Annotated in this window: 17 protein-coding genes; 9 read left to right on the top strand and 8 right to left on the bottom strand. The window is 56.6% G+C overall.

The window, feature by feature from the left end; all coding sequences use genetic code 11:
- Positions 1 to 109: 109 nt before the first annotated feature.
- Complete coding sequence (locus MCUTH_RS01725) at positions 110 to 754, top strand: DUF1616 domain-containing protein (protein ID WP_083524709.1); 645 nt, start codon at positions 110 to 112, stop codon at positions 752 to 754.
- Between the two features lie 120 nt (positions 755 to 874).
- Here MCUTH_RS01725 and MCUTH_RS01720 read toward each other — a convergent pair whose 3' ends face one another.
- On the bottom strand, positions 875 to 2,122 hold the full coding sequence (locus tag MCUTH_RS01720) for a PAS domain-containing protein (RefSeq protein ID WP_066954557.1): 1,248 nt from the start codon (positions 2,120 to 2,122) through the stop codon (positions 875 to 877).
- Positions 2,123 to 2,313: 191 nt separating this feature from the next.
- On the opposite strand from MCUTH_RS01720, the gene MCUTH_RS01715 reads away from it, so the two are divergent.
- Entirely contained in the window at positions 2,314 to 3,084 is a 771-nt protein-coding gene (locus MCUTH_RS01715; RefSeq protein WP_066954554.1) for a UbiA prenyltransferase family protein, read from the top strand.
- Here the strand turns inward: MCUTH_RS01715 and MCUTH_RS01710 are convergent.
- Complete coding sequence (locus MCUTH_RS01710) at positions 3,054 to 3,803, bottom strand: helix-turn-helix transcriptional regulator (RefSeq protein ID WP_066954552.1); 750 nt, start codon at positions 3,801 to 3,803, stop codon at positions 3,054 to 3,056. The two genes, MCUTH_RS01715 and MCUTH_RS01710, sit on opposite strands and share 31 nt — an antisense overlap.
- Before the next feature lie 192 nt (positions 3,804 to 3,995).
- Here MCUTH_RS01710 and MCUTH_RS01705 point away from each other — a divergent pair, with 192 nt between their 5' ends.
- Positions 3,996 to 5,105, top strand: a complete 1,110-nt coding sequence (locus MCUTH_RS01705) for a TIGR04013 family B12-binding domain/radical SAM domain-containing protein (RefSeq protein ID WP_066954549.1) — start codon at positions 3,996 to 3,998, stop codon at positions 5,103 to 5,105.
- Positions 5,106 to 5,108: 3 nt separating this feature from the next.
- Positions 5,109 to 5,750, top strand: coding sequence for a metallophosphoesterase family protein (locus tag MCUTH_RS01700; RefSeq protein WP_066954546.1), 642 nt, complete (start codon positions 5,109 to 5,111; stop codon positions 5,748 to 5,750).
- On the opposite strand, the gene cyaB is transcribed toward MCUTH_RS01700, so the two are convergent.
- Both cyaB and MCUTH_RS01690 read right to left on the bottom strand, forming a co-directional pair.
- Positions 5,740 to 6,267, bottom strand: coding sequence for a class IV adenylate cyclase (gene cyaB, locus MCUTH_RS01695; RefSeq protein WP_066954544.1), 528 nt, complete (start codon positions 6,265 to 6,267; stop codon positions 5,740 to 5,742). The two genes, MCUTH_RS01700 and cyaB, sit on opposite strands and share 11 nt — an antisense overlap.
- 43 nt (positions 6,268 to 6,310) lie before the next feature.
- The gene (locus tag MCUTH_RS01690; RefSeq protein WP_066954541.1) at positions 6,311 to 7,798 is read right to left on the bottom strand and encodes an ATP-binding protein; all 1,488 of its coding nucleotides are present in this window, start codon (positions 7,796 to 7,798) and stop codon (positions 6,311 to 6,313) included.
- Positions 7,799 to 8,103: 305 nt separating this feature from the next.
- Between MCUTH_RS01690 and MCUTH_RS01685 the strand changes: the two genes are divergently transcribed.
- The gene (locus MCUTH_RS01685) at positions 8,104 to 8,835 is read left to right on the top strand and encodes a peptidylprolyl isomerase (protein ID WP_066954538.1); all 732 of its coding nucleotides are present in this window, start codon (positions 8,104 to 8,106) and stop codon (positions 8,833 to 8,835) included.
- Between the two features lie 520 nt (positions 8,836 to 9,355).
- Here MCUTH_RS01685 and MCUTH_RS11680 read toward each other — a convergent pair.
- Positions 9,356 to 9,505 carry a hypothetical protein gene (locus MCUTH_RS11680; RefSeq protein ID WP_161937559.1) on the bottom strand — a complete coding sequence of 50 codons (150 nt, stop codon included), beginning with the start codon at positions 9,503 to 9,505 and terminating at the stop codon, positions 9,356 to 9,358.
- A 174-nt stretch (positions 9,506 to 9,679) separates the two neighbouring features.
- Between MCUTH_RS11680 and rqcH the strand changes: the two genes are divergently transcribed.
- The 4 genes from rqcH (at position 9,680) to MCUTH_RS01660 (ending at position 15,047) form a co-directional block, all read left to right on the top strand.
- A complete protein-coding gene (rqcH, locus tag MCUTH_RS01675) occupies positions 9,680 to 11,578 on the top strand; it encodes a ribosome rescue protein RqcH (protein ID WP_066954532.1) in 1,899 nt (632 codons plus the stop codon).
- Positions 11,575 to 12,600 (top strand): mRNA surveillance protein pelota, encoded by a 1,026-nt coding sequence (locus tag MCUTH_RS01670; protein ID WP_066954529.1) that lies wholly within the window; start codon positions 11,575 to 11,577, stop codon positions 12,598 to 12,600. Before rqcH ends, MCUTH_RS01670 begins: the two co-directional genes overlap by 4 nt.
- 305 nt (positions 12,601 to 12,905) lie before the next feature.
- A complete protein-coding gene (locus MCUTH_RS01665; protein ID WP_066954526.1) occupies positions 12,906 to 13,268 on the top strand; it encodes an EMC6-like membrane protein in 363 nt (120 codons plus the stop codon).
- A 6-nt stretch (positions 13,269 to 13,274) separates the two neighbouring features.
- On the top strand, positions 13,275 to 15,047 hold the full coding sequence (locus MCUTH_RS01660) for a ribosome biogenesis/translation initiation ATPase RLI (protein ID WP_066954523.1): 1,773 nt from the start codon (positions 13,275 to 13,277) through the stop codon (positions 15,045 to 15,047).
- A gap of 220 nt (positions 15,048 to 15,267) precedes the next feature.
- Here MCUTH_RS01660 and MCUTH_RS01655 read toward each other — a convergent pair whose 3' ends face one another.
- Genes MCUTH_RS01655 through MCUTH_RS01645 form a run of 3 tightly spaced genes read right to left on the bottom strand, consistent with a single transcriptional unit; the run spans position 15,268 to position 17,569 of the window.
- Positions 15,268 to 16,461, bottom strand: a complete 1,194-nt coding sequence (locus MCUTH_RS01655) for a ligand-binding sensor domain-containing protein (protein ID WP_066954519.1) — start codon at positions 16,459 to 16,461, stop codon at positions 15,268 to 15,270.
- Positions 16,446 to 16,937 carry a chemotaxis protein CheD gene (locus MCUTH_RS01650; RefSeq protein WP_066954516.1) on the bottom strand — a complete coding sequence of 164 codons (492 nt, stop codon included), beginning with the start codon at positions 16,935 to 16,937 and terminating at the stop codon, positions 16,446 to 16,448. Before MCUTH_RS01650 ends, MCUTH_RS01655 begins: the two co-directional genes overlap by 16 nt.
- 17 nt (positions 16,938 to 16,954) lie before the next feature.
- The gene (locus MCUTH_RS01645) at positions 16,955 to 17,569 is read right to left on the bottom strand and encodes a chemotaxis protein CheC (protein ID WP_066954513.1); all 615 of its coding nucleotides are present in this window, start codon (positions 17,567 to 17,569) and stop codon (positions 16,955 to 16,957) included.
- Between the last annotated feature and the right edge of the window lie 3 nt (positions 17,570 to 17,572).

Here is a 17,572-nt window from a genome sequence, read left to right as displayed (position 1 = left end):
TACGATTGAACCAGTTTTAGAATAGATCGCCTTCTGTCGTAGCAAAGATATGACAAAGGCCCGTCTCAGGGAACGATTTTTATAGCATGGCTCATCATGGTTTAACTGAATGCCTCTGGAAGCCGCGATAGACCTTCTCATAGGTTTCCCTGCCTTATACACCATCCAACCCGTAGCCGCACTCATCATAGCCGCCATATCGCTCTTCGCTTCAATACATACCGCGGCGATAGAGGAGAAGTCCTCCAGCAGATCCATATCCCGGCTCAATCAGGCCCTGATTGTCATCCTCACGTTGGTTCTCCTTGCGGCCATTGTGATGACTGTATTCATCGTCGTGAATCCAAAAGAAGGCGAGAAGTACACCGAGTTCTATATCCTTGGCCCAAAAGGGAGAGCTGCCGATTATCCAACCGAATTCATGGCCGGGACACCCCAGACGGTCATCATCGGTATTGGAAACCACGAGTACCAGGACATCACCTACACGGTGGAGACATATGCCATAGAGAGCAGGCTTAATAATGCGACAAACCGGTCAACAGTCGTCTCGGCAACGCTTCTGGACCGATTCTCCGTCACAGTGCCGCACAATCAGACGGTGGAGCAGCCCTACTCCTTCCGGATCATGGACCCGGATGTAAACAGGCTGGAACTCCTTCTCTTCAAGGAGACGCCCCCTGAAGAGATCCCAAAGAACAGTCTCATCGGTGCCGGTTACCGCAACCTCCACCTCTGGCTGCGGGTGCATTGAGTGGTCGTGCGCAAATCGGGATCAAGAGGGCATCCACATGGAGCGTCCTCCCATTCTTCTGGGAAGAGATGCAATAGACAAAGGGCTATGGTTACTCCCTTCAATCATATGCTTTGGACGTCAGTCGAGGGGAGCATGCGTATCCATGAATAAGCCGGATTGATGCGACACCTGTTTGGCCAAACCAGATACGGGACGCGTGATCTCAGTCCGAGGCGGGGCATCCAGATCGAGATCGTCTCGCAGATGGTGTTTCCGCAGGAATTCCCTGGCGCTGAGCGACGCGGCGTATCCACTGTCCAACTCCCTAAGAACCCCATCAATGATCTCTGCCTGCTTAACGATCTTTTCAGCGATCTCACCGCCCTGCAGATCTGCAAGGCCGACGATGACGGCAAGCGGGTTTCTGATACGATCGCCAAGGCAAGCCAAGTGCTCGATGTTCTGATCGAGTTGCGCAGAGATCTCCCGCCACCGACTGTCATCGGTCTTCTGCTGTACGACCGCGATGATCCCGGCGAGGTTGCCCATACTGTCGCTGATCGGCGAGAAACCAAGACTCATGGCAATAGGAAGCCCCTGTACGCTCATAAAGAGCGCCTCCATTGTGCGTGGTTTTTCGATCGGATCGGAGCGTCCTGCCGAGTTTCGGGAGACACGTTCCAGAAAGCAGACCTTCTGGAATTCAGCAATAGAATCTCTGGTCATCAAAAAAGAGAGGTGTTTTCCTGCGAGATCTTCGGGGCGGTACCCGAGAAAGCGCTCAACCGACGGGCTTACTGATGTTATGATGAGGCTTGAATTGAGAGAGATGACCAGATCCGACGAGAGAGCTACCAGAGTTTCAAACAGATCGCGAGCCTCCTGAAGGCGCGCCTCCAACCGATCGGAGCCGCTGGTGATGTGATAGATATCCAGGCGCGCACCTCGGTTCCGCCCTACAGGGATCACGATGCTTGAATACTCCACCCAGATATTATCGGTCGATTTACGGGATATGCAGTATCGTCTTTCCGGGATCTTTTCGTAAAAGAAACAGGCACTGATAAATTCTGCCTTAAAATCCTCACCGTTAGGGAAATTTGGAGAGATACAGCGGGAGACAAACTCAATGGCGTTCATTCCGACGGTATCGTATCTGTTCACCCCGAAGAGATCCTCGATAGCCCTATTCATCCAGATCACTGTCTGATCAGGGGCAATCAGTACAATTCCATCCTTCTGGTAGCCAACCAACAGCGTCAGGAGGTCCCCGGTGGACGTCGCAAAATGAGAGCCGGCATGAGGGCAACAACCGCCATGGTAAAAATGAGCATCAACTACCGGCCCCTGTTCCGGTCTCTGCCCATCGGTTCTCCTGTGCTCCATACTCCCGCCCAAGAATAATAATCAGTCTTTCCAGGATATACTTTGAAAATAACCCATATAAATGGCTTTCTTGTTATTTCACTGACGTATTACACGATTTTTGAGAAATAACAATGTTGCTGAGTTGATACAACAGTACTGTACAATCTCCATCAGAATGGAATATTTTCCTCTTTCCGATCGTATACAATATGCAAGCATACAGTCTAATCATCTCGATACTTGTGGTTACGCTTTCAGGAGCCCTGAAACTACAGTTTGCATATGGATTCCTCGGTAGCCACGTCCCGCTCACTGAATTTGTCGCCGCAGCGTTCATTGCCTACGCAGCCTATGCGTTTGATCGTGGTGTGGAGAATAAAGAGGATGAGAAACGAGGAACTCTGTTCAAAAAAGCACTCCTGCTAACAGCAGTCTTCGCGACGATCGGAGCATTCGCCCTTTACCCAAACCCCGCCCTGGTCGTGCCGTTCCTCGTTGCATACCTCTATACAAAGGGCATCGGAGGATATCGGCTGAAAGGCGGTAAAGGCGTGAAAAACTGTATCGTCGCTCTTACCTGGTCACTCGGCATCCTGATCTTCCTCGGTACCATCAGCCTGCCGGTCATGTTGGTTTGCCTCTTCTTCTTCTGCAAAAGTTTTGTCAACACCGTCATCTACGATGTCCGCGACATCGATAAAGATAAGATGGCGGGGATCCTGACCATCCCGACAGTCCTCTCCCGGACGCAGGTCACCGCCCTGCTGCTCGGACTCAGCCTGATCACTCACATGACAGTCATCGGTGCATACTTCTCAGGTTTCATCGCCGGTATCGACGTTCTGCTCATCAGCTCGATCCACAGCACCATCTACATCATTGCTTACTGTAATGGGTTCGAGATGTTTCGGAACGCGCTCGTCGATGGGGAATGGATCCTCTATGCAGGCTATATAATCCTGCGGGATTGCATCCTATAATGCTGGATGAGATCCCTTCCAAACTTTATTGCTTCCGGGGACGTCGCAATGAGGTCCCTCGTGAAGTCGTAACTTCCCGACTTATAGAAGAACCCGATCGAGAGGAATGTATCTGTGACTGTCGCAGCGATCCCGGGAGTTTCTGGGATGAGATACACCTCAAGATTGCTGTAATCTTCCAGCGGATAGGTAGAGATAATATCAAGGACTTCCTGTGTGACCACAAGAGAGATCGTCTCGAGACTCTCCGCCAGGCCCTTGAAGAACTCAGGGTAATCGGGGAAGAGAATCGGTGAGTCTCCGTAGATCTCCCGGGTTTTCCTCAGGTTGTTGATGAAAACTCTGTGAGGCTTTAAGATATCGGATGGTTCAGAGACGATAATCTCGGCATCCCGGATCTCACTGAGGCGAAGAGCGAACTCGTCCGGGAAAGCGATGGTATGGTCCGGAAAGGCTTCATAGAGTAACCTGAGGGTATTGATACTCTCTTTGAACCTCTCAAATACGACGAGGTTGGCATATCCCCTATCAGTCAGCGAAACCTCACCGTCAGCTTCTCTGACAAACCCCACTTTCTTGAGGTAATTGACCGTGAAAGCGTAGGTTGAGGAGGGTATATGCTTTTTAATCTCATCCTTGGTTTCCTGCCGCATGAGTGCATCAAGAACCTCAATCCGGCGTTCACTCGAAAAGATCCGCATGAAATCGGTGATCTTCATGTATATCTTAATACTTCGTCGACATCGTCAGATTAATCTTGTTCTTTACAGAGATGATACATTGAACGCCTCTCCATGAACGCCCCTCCAGAGCCGAACGTTTCCCGGCTTTGAGGGTGAGTCGGCATCAAGACTGCTTCTGCCGGCCCCAAACCCCGGACAAGACCGCAGACGATAACCTTTCGCACACCCATGATCGTTAACTGGCGAGCCATACCCCAGGCAAACAACTCCCTCGCTGCCCTCTCCGCGGCATGCGAGAGTGACGGCTACCACCTCCAGATCACCGACGAACCGCTCGACGATGTCACCATCTACAGCCTGAACTCCATCAACGAGCGCCTCTACCGTGACGAGATCGCGGGGGCGGACTGCATAACCATCGCAGGGGGGCCCCACCCTTCAGCATGCTACCGGGAGGTGGCAGAATATGCCGATTACGTCGTCGTCGGAGAGGGGGAGTACACGCTTCCCGCTCTCCTTGCCGCAATCGAGGAGGGGAGGGATCCACCCCCGGGTGTCGCCACCGCCGCCGGCTATACGCCGGCCCGCCACACCGTCCTCCTCGACGCTCACCCGCCCTTCTCGCAGATCAAGGGCTTCATCGAGATCACCCGGGGATGCCCGTTCTCCTGCGGGTACTGCCAGACACCCCGTCTCTTCGGACGGTGCATGCGCCACCGCTCCATCGACGAGATTGCCCGATATGCCTCACGTTACCGTGACATAAGGTTCGTCACCCCGAACGCCTTTGCCTACGGCTCTGATGGAGTCCATCTCCGACTTGATCGAGTGGAGCGGCTCCTCCGGAGCCTCGATGGGCGGATCTACTTTGGAACCTTCCCCGGTGAGGTGCGCCCGGAGTCTGTCTCGCAGCAGTCCATCGATCTCATCCTTGACTACTGCGCCAACACCCGCCTGCACTTTGGAGCCCAATCGGGGAGCAATGCGGTGCTCCGTCGCCTGCACCGGGGGCATACCGTCGAAGACGTTATTTGTGCCGTCGAACTCTGCCGGGAGAATGGGCTCGTCCCGATCGTCGATTTCATCGTTGGCCTGCCGTTTGAGAGCGACGATGACCAGCGCGCTACGCTCGACCTCGTAAGGTTTGTCACCCGGGCAGGAAAAGCGCATATTCACTATTTTATGCCGCTACCCGGGACCCCACTCTCAAATGAACAGCCTCGCCCCCTTCTCCCTGAGACGGAGAAGGTTCTCGGCAAACTGGCGCTCGGTGGTAAAATAACCGGTTCCTGGATGGATCATGAGATAAGGTTTTTTAGGCGCACTTCTCACCTATAGTGCATGACGGATGTGCTACTCTTAGCAGATCTGCACGGTAACTACGGAAAGCTTGACGCTTTTCTCAGCTACGACTACGATGCAGTCATCATTGCAGGCGATATCACCAATTTCGGTCCACTTGAGCCTGTAGATTCGGTGCTCTCCAACTTCGAAGTACCGTGTTTTGCAATCCCCGGAAACTGCGATCCCCGCGAGATCATCGATGTGCTCGAGCGCTCGGATGCGGTATGTCTACATGACTCGTGGATCGCTCTCGGCAAGATCACGCTTGCGGGTCTTGGAGGTTCGAACAAGACCCCGTTTGACACACCGTTTGAATTGACGGAAGAAGAGATCGATGATAAACTCACCCGGATAGTCAACCATATGGATAAGAACGTTTACAACGTCCTGATCTGTCACGCCCCACCATATGAAGCGCTGGACTTGGTCGGTGATAATCACGTCGGGAGCCAGAGCATACGCAAGCACATGCCCCAATTCGACCTGATCTGTTGCGGCCATATCCATGAGGCACGGGGCATAACCGAGGTCGATGGCGTCACTATCGTCAACCCCGGGCCCGCTTCAGAAGGTAATGGAGCTCTCATCCACTTCGGGACGGAGCCGAAAGATATTCATATCGATCTTATCACTGTTTAGACAACAGCATCTCCAGATACGAGGTGTAGATTGGTGGACCGTCTACACCCAATTCTTTTGCAGTCGCCCCAATTCGTGCGGCAGCATCATCTCTGTCGCTTTCCGTCAGGATCTCGATCTCGATGAATGTCCCCAGATCGTCGACATCATCAAGCGTCACCGTCAGATCGCCCATCTCATAGATCTCCCGCACCTTTGAGACCGTAGCAGCCCGACGGAAACCGAGACGGGAGAGGATCGCCTCAAGGGTCTCCCCCGACTCCACCGCAAGGTTGAACTCCTCGCGGGCCTTCGCGCTCCCGACCCGGACTTTCGGTCCCTTGTAGGTCACGGTAGATCCGGCATCATCATACCTGACCCTTAACGCCTCGTCGGTCTCTCCAAAATCCCGGTGTGGAGCGTTATAGTAGACGTCACGCTCCTTCTGTCTGGTAATCATCCGCGCTTCCAACCGGACAAGCCGGTTCCTGACGCTTTCGAGATCGGGAACAGCAAATTTTGCTTCTACTTCAAGCATACTCGTCGCGCTAGATCACTCTCTCGGGAACCGCGATAAAACCTCATGGAACGGCCCGGACCGGGCTAGCGATCTTTTGTCGAATCAGATCTCTCTGCTGCTCTGCAGCAGCGAGGAGGGCGTCGTCCCCAAGATATCCCGCAGCGGTGATAGCCCGTTCCGTGAGCACGAGAGCGGTATCGTAGTCCTCACGATGGTAGAACCGAAGCCCGAGTTCGAGGTTTAAGTCTGCAGCTTTTTCGTACTCCTGCGCGTGGAAGAAGTGGCAGGCAAGCGAGAGAAGAGCGTGCAGCCTGCCGGAAAGACGGTGCATGGACCGCTCAAAGCAGTCTGCTGCACGGGCATTGAGCGCGGACTTTGCATCGTCTGGGAGCTCGCGCCTGCAGTGCTCCTGTAAGAGTGGGTGGGCGAAGGCGTACTCCCCACCCGGAAGCCTCCGGAATATGCCGATCTCCCGCAGCCGGTCGGCAAGGCTCGAACCTTCAAGACCGAGCATGCAGGCCACAACCGGTACCGGGAACGGGGGGTTTAAAACAGAAAGTTCCCTGGCCCAATCCTTCCAGGACTCAGGGAGCCCGCTATAGGCAAGATCAGCCGGATCTCTACTACCGGTGAGGAGATCTGCGATCTTTTCCAGGGTTGGGTCAAGCCCCCGGTAATTCAGTGTGTTAAAGCAGGCCATAAGGCCAAACGGGTTGCCGGCGGATTCCTCGAGGAGACCGGCGGCGGCCTCGTTAATGGTGAGATTAAACCTCCTCTGTGCCAACTCCTGGATCTCACTAACCCGCATTTCGGAGAGGCGTATCGTAGAAAAGCCGAGGTTCCGGATCTCCTCCTGCATGGTCGGGTATCCGGGGCACGTCCCATCCTCTGCCCGGCAGGTGAAGGCAAGAAAGATTCCCGGCGGGAGATCGTGCATGATGTCCAGAAGGAGGCGCCGATCAAGGCTTGAAGCAAGATGGACATCATCGAGCAGGACTGCAGCCACACGGCCGGTCACGCTCATCACCCTTCCGAGCTCCTGGAGGAGTTCGAGGAAAGCCTCGCGCACCCGGTCGTACCCGACCTCGGGCGACTCGGCGAAGACGCCGATGATCTCTTCCCCGGTCTTCGCAAGGAGGCCGACCGGCTCCACCGGGGCGACGTACTTCTCAAGTACATCGCCGGCATACCGGATCGCCTCCCTCATGCTCTCTAGACCAAGATCCCCCCCAAACCTTGCGGTCGCAGCGTGCCTCCGCAGGTCTTTCAGGAGGTCCCGAAAGACAGAAAAGATCATTCCTGGAAGGTCGAAGACCTCTCCCCGAAGGACTGGGGACTGGAGGCCGCCGGGACGCTCCTGCACCTCGTATGCAAGCCAGTTCAAGAGCGAACTCTTCCCGATCCCCGGCGGACCGGAGATCATCACAGCCTGTCCTCCTGCACGGGAGAGGAGAGCCCCAAGATGCTCACGCTCCTCCCTTCTGCCGCAGAACTCTTCAGGGGGGCAGGGGGCATACGAGACGCCCCCCCACCCGTCGCTGCACCTCATCCATGATCCTCCATCCCCCTCTATCACGGGCATACTTCAATATTTGGACCGGAGCCTCCAGCACCTGCCGGGCATCCCGTGATACCAGTCCAGGCCTATGATACTGTCCAACCGTGCCCGGGAGGCGGCAGAGACAAGAAGCAGCCCTGTATGGGGCCAGTCATGCGCTCCCGGAAGCGGGGCGGTAAACAGTATAAATACACCTCCTTCCAAATAAATTAGAACAACTAGACGCAGGCTTGCAGCGGGCCGGTGCAGAGACGTGCCGGGGACCGCAATGCGATCTGCTATCCAAGGTGAATGGAATGGCACTTCAGGAAGGAGACTTTATCAGGCTCAGGTATACCGGCCGCTTCGATGAGACTATCTTCGATACAACGGATGAAGAGAAGGCAAAGGAAGAGGGGATCTACAACCCGCGGGCAGAGTACGGTCCGGTCACCGTCCGTCTGGGGAGCCACCACATCATCATCGGCCTTGAGGATGAACTGATCGGCAAAGAGGTCGGCGCCGAGGGAGAGGTTGACGTCCCGCCCGAGAAGGGATTCGGGTCCCACGATGACGCAAATGTCCGGTCTGTCCCGGTCTCGCAGTTCCGCGAGAAGCCGAAGCGCGGGATGCGGATTGAGGTAGAGGGGCGCGAAGGCGTCGTCGTCGATGTTATCGGGAGGCGTGCGGTCGTCGACTTCAACCACCCGCTTGCCGGAAAGACCCTGACCTACTCCTACACGATCGTCGAGAAGGTCGAGGACCCCATTGAGCAGATCAAAGGCCTCATCAAGCTCTACTCGGGCCGGACCGACATCGGGATCAGCATCACCGATGGCGTGGCAGAACTGGCGCTTCCTCCCGCGATCGTATATGACCGGCGCTGGATGATCTGGCGGGGCACCCTTGTCCGCGAGATATTCGAATACTATCCCGACATCAAGAACGTCGTCATGAAAGAGACATTCCCGCGCCCTGAGGAGACAAAGGCCGCTTTTGAGGTCCCCGAGACCGAAGAGACCCCGAAGACGGAAGAGACTGAGGAGTAATTCTCCTCAGCTCTTGAGTTTCGCTTTTTTGGAAGACATTTCTGCGTTAACCTACATCTTTGAGATCCTGTGAGCGTGGGATGGCCTTGCCTGAGATGTCAGGCTGCCCATCACGCATTGCGGATCTGGTTTCCCTGCGGATATCACCACGCAGGGGAGAGCGACGGTTCGTAGAACCGGAGCTTGAGCACCGCCAGGTGCGAAGATCGGCACCATCCATTACAAGGTTTCTGCCAGTGGAATGATCGAGGGAAAATCCGGGATACTGGACTGTGGGGGCATCGCATTGCAGGGGTGGGTTTCAGGGGAGTACGATGTTCCAAAGGAGCGGAGCTCGACCACCGCCAGGTGGGGAGGGGGGAGCATCCCCCCTCCCCTATCCCCTCCCCCCTGTAATGCGATGTCCAGTGGGAATCCGTTTCAGGTGGAGCCATAAGGGTATCAACACATTTCGAGCTGTCCTGAAGGGACGGGGTTTGAGAAAACGCAAAGCATTTTCGGGACAGGAACTCGAGCACCGTCAGGTATGAAGTGCGAGCGAAGCGAACTTGAAATACTCGAAGAGTTTCGAGGCGCAAACGAGAGTGAGCGTGAGCACCGCAAGGTGCGAGAAGGGAGCAAACCCCTCCGCACCCTTCGGTTGCTTGAACTCAGGTTCTCTACGAACCATCGCACTCCCCCGGTTCCCACCCCTTAGAGTGATACCCCCACGGTCCAGTGTACGGGGCTTTATCCCCACTATTTTACTGGCACGCCCCTCCTGTTCGTCTCCTGCCGGACCAAGAACCTGCATCACCCGCCCGTACCCTTCTTTAGGTACCGGACCGAATGTATTCTGGAGTCAATGGCAACATTACAGGGAATGAGCGGGGTCGATCTTCGGGCACTGGTAGCGGAGGCTGCCGATCGCCTCCCGCTCTGGGTCGGCAAGATCTACCAGTTCGACGCAATGACCCTTGGAATCAGGCTGAACGGTGAAGACCGGGCGAAATACCAACTGCTCGTCGAGATGGGGCGGCGTGCCCACTTCACCGCAGAGTTCCCCAACCCGCCAAAGAACCCGCCGAGTTTTGCGATGCTGCTTCGAAAGCACCTTGATGGCGGGAAAGTGCTCGGTATCCGCCAGCTCGGACTCGAGCGCACGATATGTATCGATGTCGGGAAACACGACACGACCTATCATCTCATATTCGAACTCTTCGACGAGGGAAACACGGTTCTCTGCGACGAAGGATATACAATAATCAAACCCCTCTGGCACCACCGGTTCAAGAACCGGGAGGTGATCCCGGGTGCGGTCTACGCCTTCGAGGGATCGGACTGCTCGGCACTCTCCCCTGCTGAGTTTGAGAGTATGCTCGCCGGGTCCGACCGGGACATCGTCCGGACTCTTGCCGTCGGGTGCATGCTCGGCGGCGCGTATGCCGAGGAGGTCTGCAGACTCGCGGGCGTCGATAAGAACGCCGCGGCGAAAGAGGTGGATGCGGAGACGGTCCGCAAGGCCCTCGAGCGGTTGATCACGAGCGTCGAGAAGTCCCGGGAGCCGGTGATAACACCCTCCGGGTGCTGGCCGGTTCTGCTCGGCAATGAAGAGGTTCGCGAGCGGTTTACAACCTTCAGCGAGGCGCTCGATGCCTTCTACCCGAAGATTGCAGGCGAGAAGGGGGAGGTCGCGACAGAGAAACCGCGCCTCTCCCAGGCGGAGGTGATCCGCCGCCGTCAGGAGGAGGCGATCAAAGGCTTTGAGAAGAAGATCGAACGTTACGAGCGGATCGTGGAGGTGTTCTACGAGAACTACACGACTGTTGCCGAGATCATAACGACGCTTGATGAAGCGAGCAAGACCCGATCCTGGCAGGAGATCGAGCGAATCCTCAAATCCAACGGCAACAACCCGACAGCAAAGATGGTCCGTGCGGTCCACCCTGCGGAGGCGGCGGTGGACCTCGAACTATCGGGCGAGCGGGTGATGGTCTACGTCCACGAGACGATCGAGCAGAACATCGGCCGCTATTACGACCAGATAAAGAAGTTCAAGAAGAAGAAGGCCGGCGCACTCGCGGCGATGGAGCGTACGGTGCCCGAGAAGCCCCGGCGAAAGCAGAGCCTTGCCCTCCAGAAGAAGCGGTGGTACCACCGGTTCCGCTGGTTCACCACGAGCGACGGAGTCCTTGTCATAGGTGGCCGTGACGCTTCCCAGAACGAAGAACTCGTCAAGAAATATATGGAAGGCGGGGATCTCTTCATCCACGCCGACGTCCACGGCGGAAGCGTCGTCATCGTGAAAGGCACGACCGAACACCTGGACGAGGCCGTGCAGTTTGCCGCATCCTACTCCAATGCCTGGAAGGCCGGGCACTTCACTGCGGACGTCTATGCCGCCCGCCCCGACCAGGTGAGCAAGACAGCCGAGTCCGGCGAATACGTCGCCCGCGGAGCGTTCATCATCCGTGGCGAGCGGCAGTACTTCAGGAACGTCCCGCTCGGGGTGGCGATCGGTCTAGCGATGACGCCGGAGGTCGCCGTCATCGGCGGCCCAGCAGCGGCCATCAGAGAACGCGCGAAAGTATGGGTAGAACTTCGTCCCGGGCAGTTTGAGCCGAACGATATCGCAAAGAAGGTTGTCCGGGCACTCAGAGAGAAACTCCCGGAGGAAGAGTGGAAAGGGCTCAAGTCCGCCTTAAACACCGAGACGGTCGCCGCATTCATTCCTCCCGGCGGCTCTGATATCGTAGAACCATGAAGGCTGAAGTTTGCGAGTTAAAAAAGCAGTACGGCGAGATACGTCTCTTTCCAGAGACGCTTGACGATCTCTGGCACCTCTCCCACCTGGTCGGACCCGGCGACCTCGTCTTTGCGACGACCTTCCGGAGTGTCGAGGGAGCAAGCGATAAAATTCGGCCCGAGAAGATAGAGAAGCGGCCGGTGCGACTGGGAATCCGGGTCGAGAAAGTGGAGTTCCATCAGCACACGAACCGTCTCCGCATCAGCGGGGTCATCGAGAGCGGGGTGGATGTCTCCGCACACCACACCTTAAACGTAGAAGCGGGCTTCGAGATCTCGGTCATCAAACAGTGGCGTTCCGTCGACTGCGAGCGGATACGCCGGGCCGTCGACGCCTCTGCATATGGTGTGGTCCATGTCGTGAGCGTCGAGGAGGGTGAAGCGCAGGTTTACCGTCTGCGGCAGTTCGGCCCGGAATGGGTAACGACCGTCACGGCCGGGAGCAGCAAGGGTGCGGACACCGGAACCCGGTCGGCGCTCTTTGAGAAGACGCTTGAGGCTATCGCCGCGGTCACAGGCCCCCTGATCGTCGCAGGCCCGGGGTTCGTGAAAGACGAATTCGTGAACTATGCAAAAGTCCAGGCTCCGGACCTTGCAGAGCGGATGACCACCGTCGAGACACGGCGTGTCGGACGGGGCGCTGTCCAGGAGGTGATCGGGCAGGGGGTTCTCGAGCGGCTCCTCGGCGACCTTCACCTTGCACGCGAAGTCAGGCTGATGGATGAGGTCCTGCGCCGGATCGCGACCAACGGTGCTGTCGCCTATGGCATTGACGAAGTCGGCAAAGCGGTCGCTTACGGTGCGGTAGAAACGATCCTGGTCTCCGACACCCGGCTCCGTGACGAAGAGGCAACGCGTATCATCAAGGATGCCGAGTATATGAGCGCGTCGATCGTCGTGATGAGCACCGAGTTTGAACCCGGAGAGCGCCTTGAAGCCCTCGGGGGTATTGCGGCAATCCTGCGGTATAAGATCGAGTGAAATTCGGGCCACCTAAGGCTTTCCTGTGCGACCAAGCATGGGAGCCCTGGCAGCCAGAACGCGCCATCTTGTACATCACTACCTCTAATCTATCCTATCATAGGGAAAGCCGCCGCAAACACCTTCGATCTGCCGAACCTCAGTTTCCCCAGAGCCAGGGGTACCTACCTTTATAACCGGAGAACACCCTATATTGTAGTGATTCCGTCAATCCAGGAAGGGGCCGGAAGCCCGCTATGTGCTGCCCGGACCGCCGTCCCGAGGTGAGACATCCCTTTCAGGAATGGCGTAAGACTGGTGTCACGATGAGCGAGAATGTGGTAGCAGCAGAGGTCGAGAATACACGGCCGCGGACTCGTGCCGAGAAGCAGATCGAGCACAGAAATCGGATTAAGCGGACGCTTGTAGCCTGTTTTATGGGCATACTTACCGGAGCGCTCTCGTTCTACCTCTCCGGCACCCCCGATCCGGTGAACGGACTCCAGCCAAACGCCATCATCGGTATCCTTCTCCTCGCGGCGGGGGTTGTCTTTCAGAAGCACATCTTCATGCTTATCCGGATCGACTACATGGCTCTGACCGGAAAAGACTGGTTCTACCAGAGCTTCATGACGTTCGCGCTCTGGTTCATAACCTGGACGATCCTTTTGACCACCACCGTTCTGTGATCACCCATGCGTATTGCTGTTGTACACCGTGATCGGTGTCACCCCATCAAGTGTGGCACCGAGTGCATCCTTTACTGCCCGCGTGTCCGAACCGGCGATGAGACAGTCATCATCGGTGAAGACCAGAAGGCCGCCATATCGGAAGAACTCTGTGTCGGGTGCGGTATCTGCGTGAAGAAATGCCCGTTTGAGGCGCTCGATATCGTCAACCTCCCCGAGCAACTTGACCAACCGACGCACCGCTATGGCAGAAACGGTTTCGTCCTCTACGGGCTCCCGATCCCCATCGAGGGGAAGGTTACTGGCATCCTCGGGCCCAATGGTATCGGCAAGAGCACATCGGTGAAGATCCTCTCAGGAACGCTCGTCCCGAACCTGGGAAAGACCGATGCCGAGGCCTCCTGGAAGGACGTCCTCGACCTCTACCAGGGGACCGAACTCTTCGACTACCTCCAGATGCTCTCGCAGAAGAGCGTGAAGGTCGCGGTCAAGCCCCAGTATATCGACCAGATCCCGAAGGTCTTCTCCGGGTCGGTGCGTGACCTCCTCGCAACCACCGATGAGCGCGGGAAACTTGATTATTACATTGATCGGCTCTCGCTAGGGCCAATTCTCGACCGGTCAATCAAGACGCTCTCCGGCGGGGAACTCCAGCGGGTCGCGCTCACCGCCAGTCTTGCCCGCGATGCCGACTTCTACTTCCTTGATGAGATCACGCCGTACCTTGACGTCTATCAGCGGATGGCCGCGGCGAACCTGATCCGGGAACTCGCCGCGGAGCGGCCGGTCGTGATCGTCGAGCACGACCTCGCCATCCTCGATATGCTTGCCGATACTGTGCATATCGCCTATGGTGAACCGGCGGTCTTTGGTGTCATCACGCATCCCAAAGGCGTCCGGGTGGGTATCAACCAGTACCTGGAGGGGTTCCTTCCCGAGGAGAACGTCAGGTTCAGAGAGTATGCGGTGACGTTTGAAGCCCGGGCCCACGCAGCCGACACGGACCGGGAGACGCTGTTTGCGTTCCCGGCGATGACAAAGCGCTTTGATCAATTCTCGCTCACCGTCGACGGCGGAGAGATTCGGAACGGTGAGGTTCTCGGAGTGCTCGGGGCGAACGGTATCGGGAAGAGCACGTTTGCCCAGCTCCTCGCCGGAGTGATCGAGCCCGATACCGGGGCAATGGATACCCGGGTGCGGATCTCGTATAAGCCGCAGTATATCAAGGGTGACACCGATGCAACCGTCGAGGAGGTCCTCCGCCGGACGACGGCAAAGTTTGACACATCATACTATCAGCACGAGATCCTGGAGCCACTCTCCCTCTCACAGCTCCTCCAGGCGCCGGTGAACACACTCTCCGGCGGGGAACTCCAGCGGGTCGCGATCGCAATCTGCCTCTCCCGCGATGCCGACCTCTACATCTTGGACGAGCCGAGCGCTCACCTCGATGTGGAGCAGCGCGTGAAGATCTCGCGCATGATCAGGAAGCACGCCGAAGGGCGGGACGCAAGCACGCTCGTGATCGACCACGACATCTACGTCATCGATATGATCAGCGACCGGATACTGGTCTTTGAGGGCGAACCGGGCGTCCACGGCACGGCTGCCGGTCCGTTCGATATGGCGCCGGGCATGAACCGGTTCCTCAAGGCGCTCGGGATCACATTCCGGCGTGACAAGAGCGGGAGACCGCGGATCAATAAGCCAGGGTCGTTCCTGGACCGGGAGCAAGTCGCTGCCGGAGAATACTATTATGCAGAAGTCTCGAAGTCTTGAGGTTGGGTTTCAAGGCTTCCTTCTCCACTCCCTTCTCATTTTCAGAGAGATATACAGGTCCAATCCTCATTGAATCCGGCTGCCAGGACGCCGGTCGCACGTACCCCAAGGAATCGAGCACAGGAAGGCTGAGGGGTTTTGGCGGCAGGGCCCGGAGGGGGCCCATGAGATCCGCATTAGGAGAATTGAAATATCTTTCCCGCTGGATCTCGCAGTTCGCTCACCGGCCGATCACTGACCCCAACCGTCCCCCAAGAGACGCCCACACCCTCTCAAGTGCGCCTTGAGACTCTCCGGGAGTCACTCCGGGCGTCACTTCCGGAGCCAGGGTCTCCTGCGGAGTTTCGGGAAGGGCGGTGGTCACCGGTACTTCAGGCGTCGTCTGCGTCGAAACGGCAGAGAGGTCAAGGGAAGCCAAACCTGCTGGCAGCGGAATGTAACCCACGTTTCCGGGGACAACAAACCAGCATCTTTCGGCGGCATCGATGAAGAGTTTCTTGACAGCATTCGAACGAATCCCGTCCCCTGACGTGATATGCAGGGTCACATTCATCCCGTCCCACCCATAGATCCCGTTTGTGGATGCGACAAGAAGCATCCCATCCGGCGTTGCCGCAATATCGTTTATATAGACGGGGAACGCGCTCAGGCTCCCGCTGTCAAGGACCGGCACGACTTCCCCATCAGGGGTGCGCTGAAGGACCGTCGTGCGGTTGAAGAGATAGACGCCTCCAAACGGGTTGACCCGCACTTCAGATATTCCTCGAAGCGGTTCGCCGCGGTAGGTAACACTCTCAAAAGAGATCACTCCAGAATTGTTCTTGAGAACCTGGATACCATCCTTCTCGGACCCGATGACGAGAGCATCGCTTGCGGCATCGACCGCCATGCTCAAGACGGTGTAGCACTCGAGGCCTTCGGGCCCGAACGGTTTATACCACGTCCAGTTACCATCGTGGTAGCGGAGGAGGCCTGCCCGTCCGGTGGCGACCCACATCTCATCTCCCCACCGCGTTATGCTATTGATGTTGCGGTTCTTAAGGAGCACCGGATCATCAATGACCTGATATCCCGCCTCATCTCCGAACTGCAACCCTTTCGGATACCCGATCCAGAGACATCCCTCTGCATCCAGGGCGATCGCGGATACCATAGCGTCAAGAGGAGTGAGCCAGCCATACGCCGTCTCTCCCGGGTGCCTGGGGTTGAGAGAGTACCAGGTGCCATCTTCCGTATATACAGAGATACCGTAATCGGTTGCAAAGATGACATCGCCATACAAACCGTTCGTTACGTCCTTCACTCCGGCTGATGCAATACCGGTATAAAAATCAGGCTCTTTGATGTACAGGGCCGACGAGGCGGGGACGAGAAGGGATAGAACAATGAGGGAGAGAATTAGAACTCGGTGCATGTGCCATCCGCCCTCTTGATGATGAGGCGACCCTTCCCTTCCGGCCAGTAATACACGGATCGCCCGACCTTTCCACCGGTCTCTTCGTGCTCAATCTGAATGCCCAATTCGCGGAGCTTATCTTTCACTGCAGCAATGTTGCGCTCACCGATGTTGAGGAAGTTTGCCGAGTACTCAAACATGCTCGCACCACCGACAATACTCGCAGTGACCGAGAATTTTGTGCTTCCGAACTCCTCCATCTCTTCAAAGAGGGCGATTGCGGCTGTATCTGCAAACTTACCGGGACGGTCGGTGTTTCCGCGGCTCTCGGGGAGCATAACATGGGCGAGTCCCGCAAGGGATCTGCGCTGGTCATGCAGGATGAGTGCGATGCAGGATCCAAGCCCGATCGTCCCCATTGGACATTTTCCTACCATGTATTCACCAAGGCCGAGGATCACGCCCTCTCCCTCTGCGAAGAAGTTGTTATCCATGCTATTCCAAGGATGGGCTATGAGAGTGGTTCCATCAAGCGCTCAAGCATGAGGGACAGCTGGTGCATGAGATCCACGTTCGGAAGCATGAAGATACCACCGTAAACAGGCGGTGCCTCGCTCGTCAACATGGTGTTGAAGATGATGACATCATTCACCTCACCAGCCATCTGTGCGACGACGGACTCAAAGGCTGCATGCGCCATATCGATGGCCAGCGCCGGCGGGGATGGCAGCATGACGATGCCCAGCAGTTCTGCGGTTGCATCAAGAAATGCCGATATCATGATGTTCCCGATCTCGATTGCGGCGCTCCGATCCATCTCGTTGATATCACGATCCGGATCGCCCGTGCCGAGCATCAAGTTCGTCAGCTGGATGATGGTCTGTTTGGGCATGCTGACGATGACATAACCTCCATCCGCAACCTCGCCCTGAATCTGGAAGACGATCATGGCCGATATCTCATTGCTGACGTACTTGTGTATCTCGGCGATATCGACGACCTGCACGTCCGGCACCGTCATCTCAATAGGGCACATCAACATCTGGGAGAGGGTTGTTGCTGCGTGGGCAGCACCAATGTTTCCAAACTCTGCTAGCGCATCTTTTTGAATTGTATCGAGTTTCATAAA

The organism is Methanoculleus thermophilus, from assembly GCF_001571405.1.
In the GTDB taxonomy this organism is placed as follows: Archaea; Halobacteriota; Methanomicrobia; order Methanomicrobiales; family Methanoculleaceae; genus Methanoculleus; species Methanoculleus thermophilus.
This window is presented reverse-complemented; position numbering and strand designations above follow the sequence as displayed.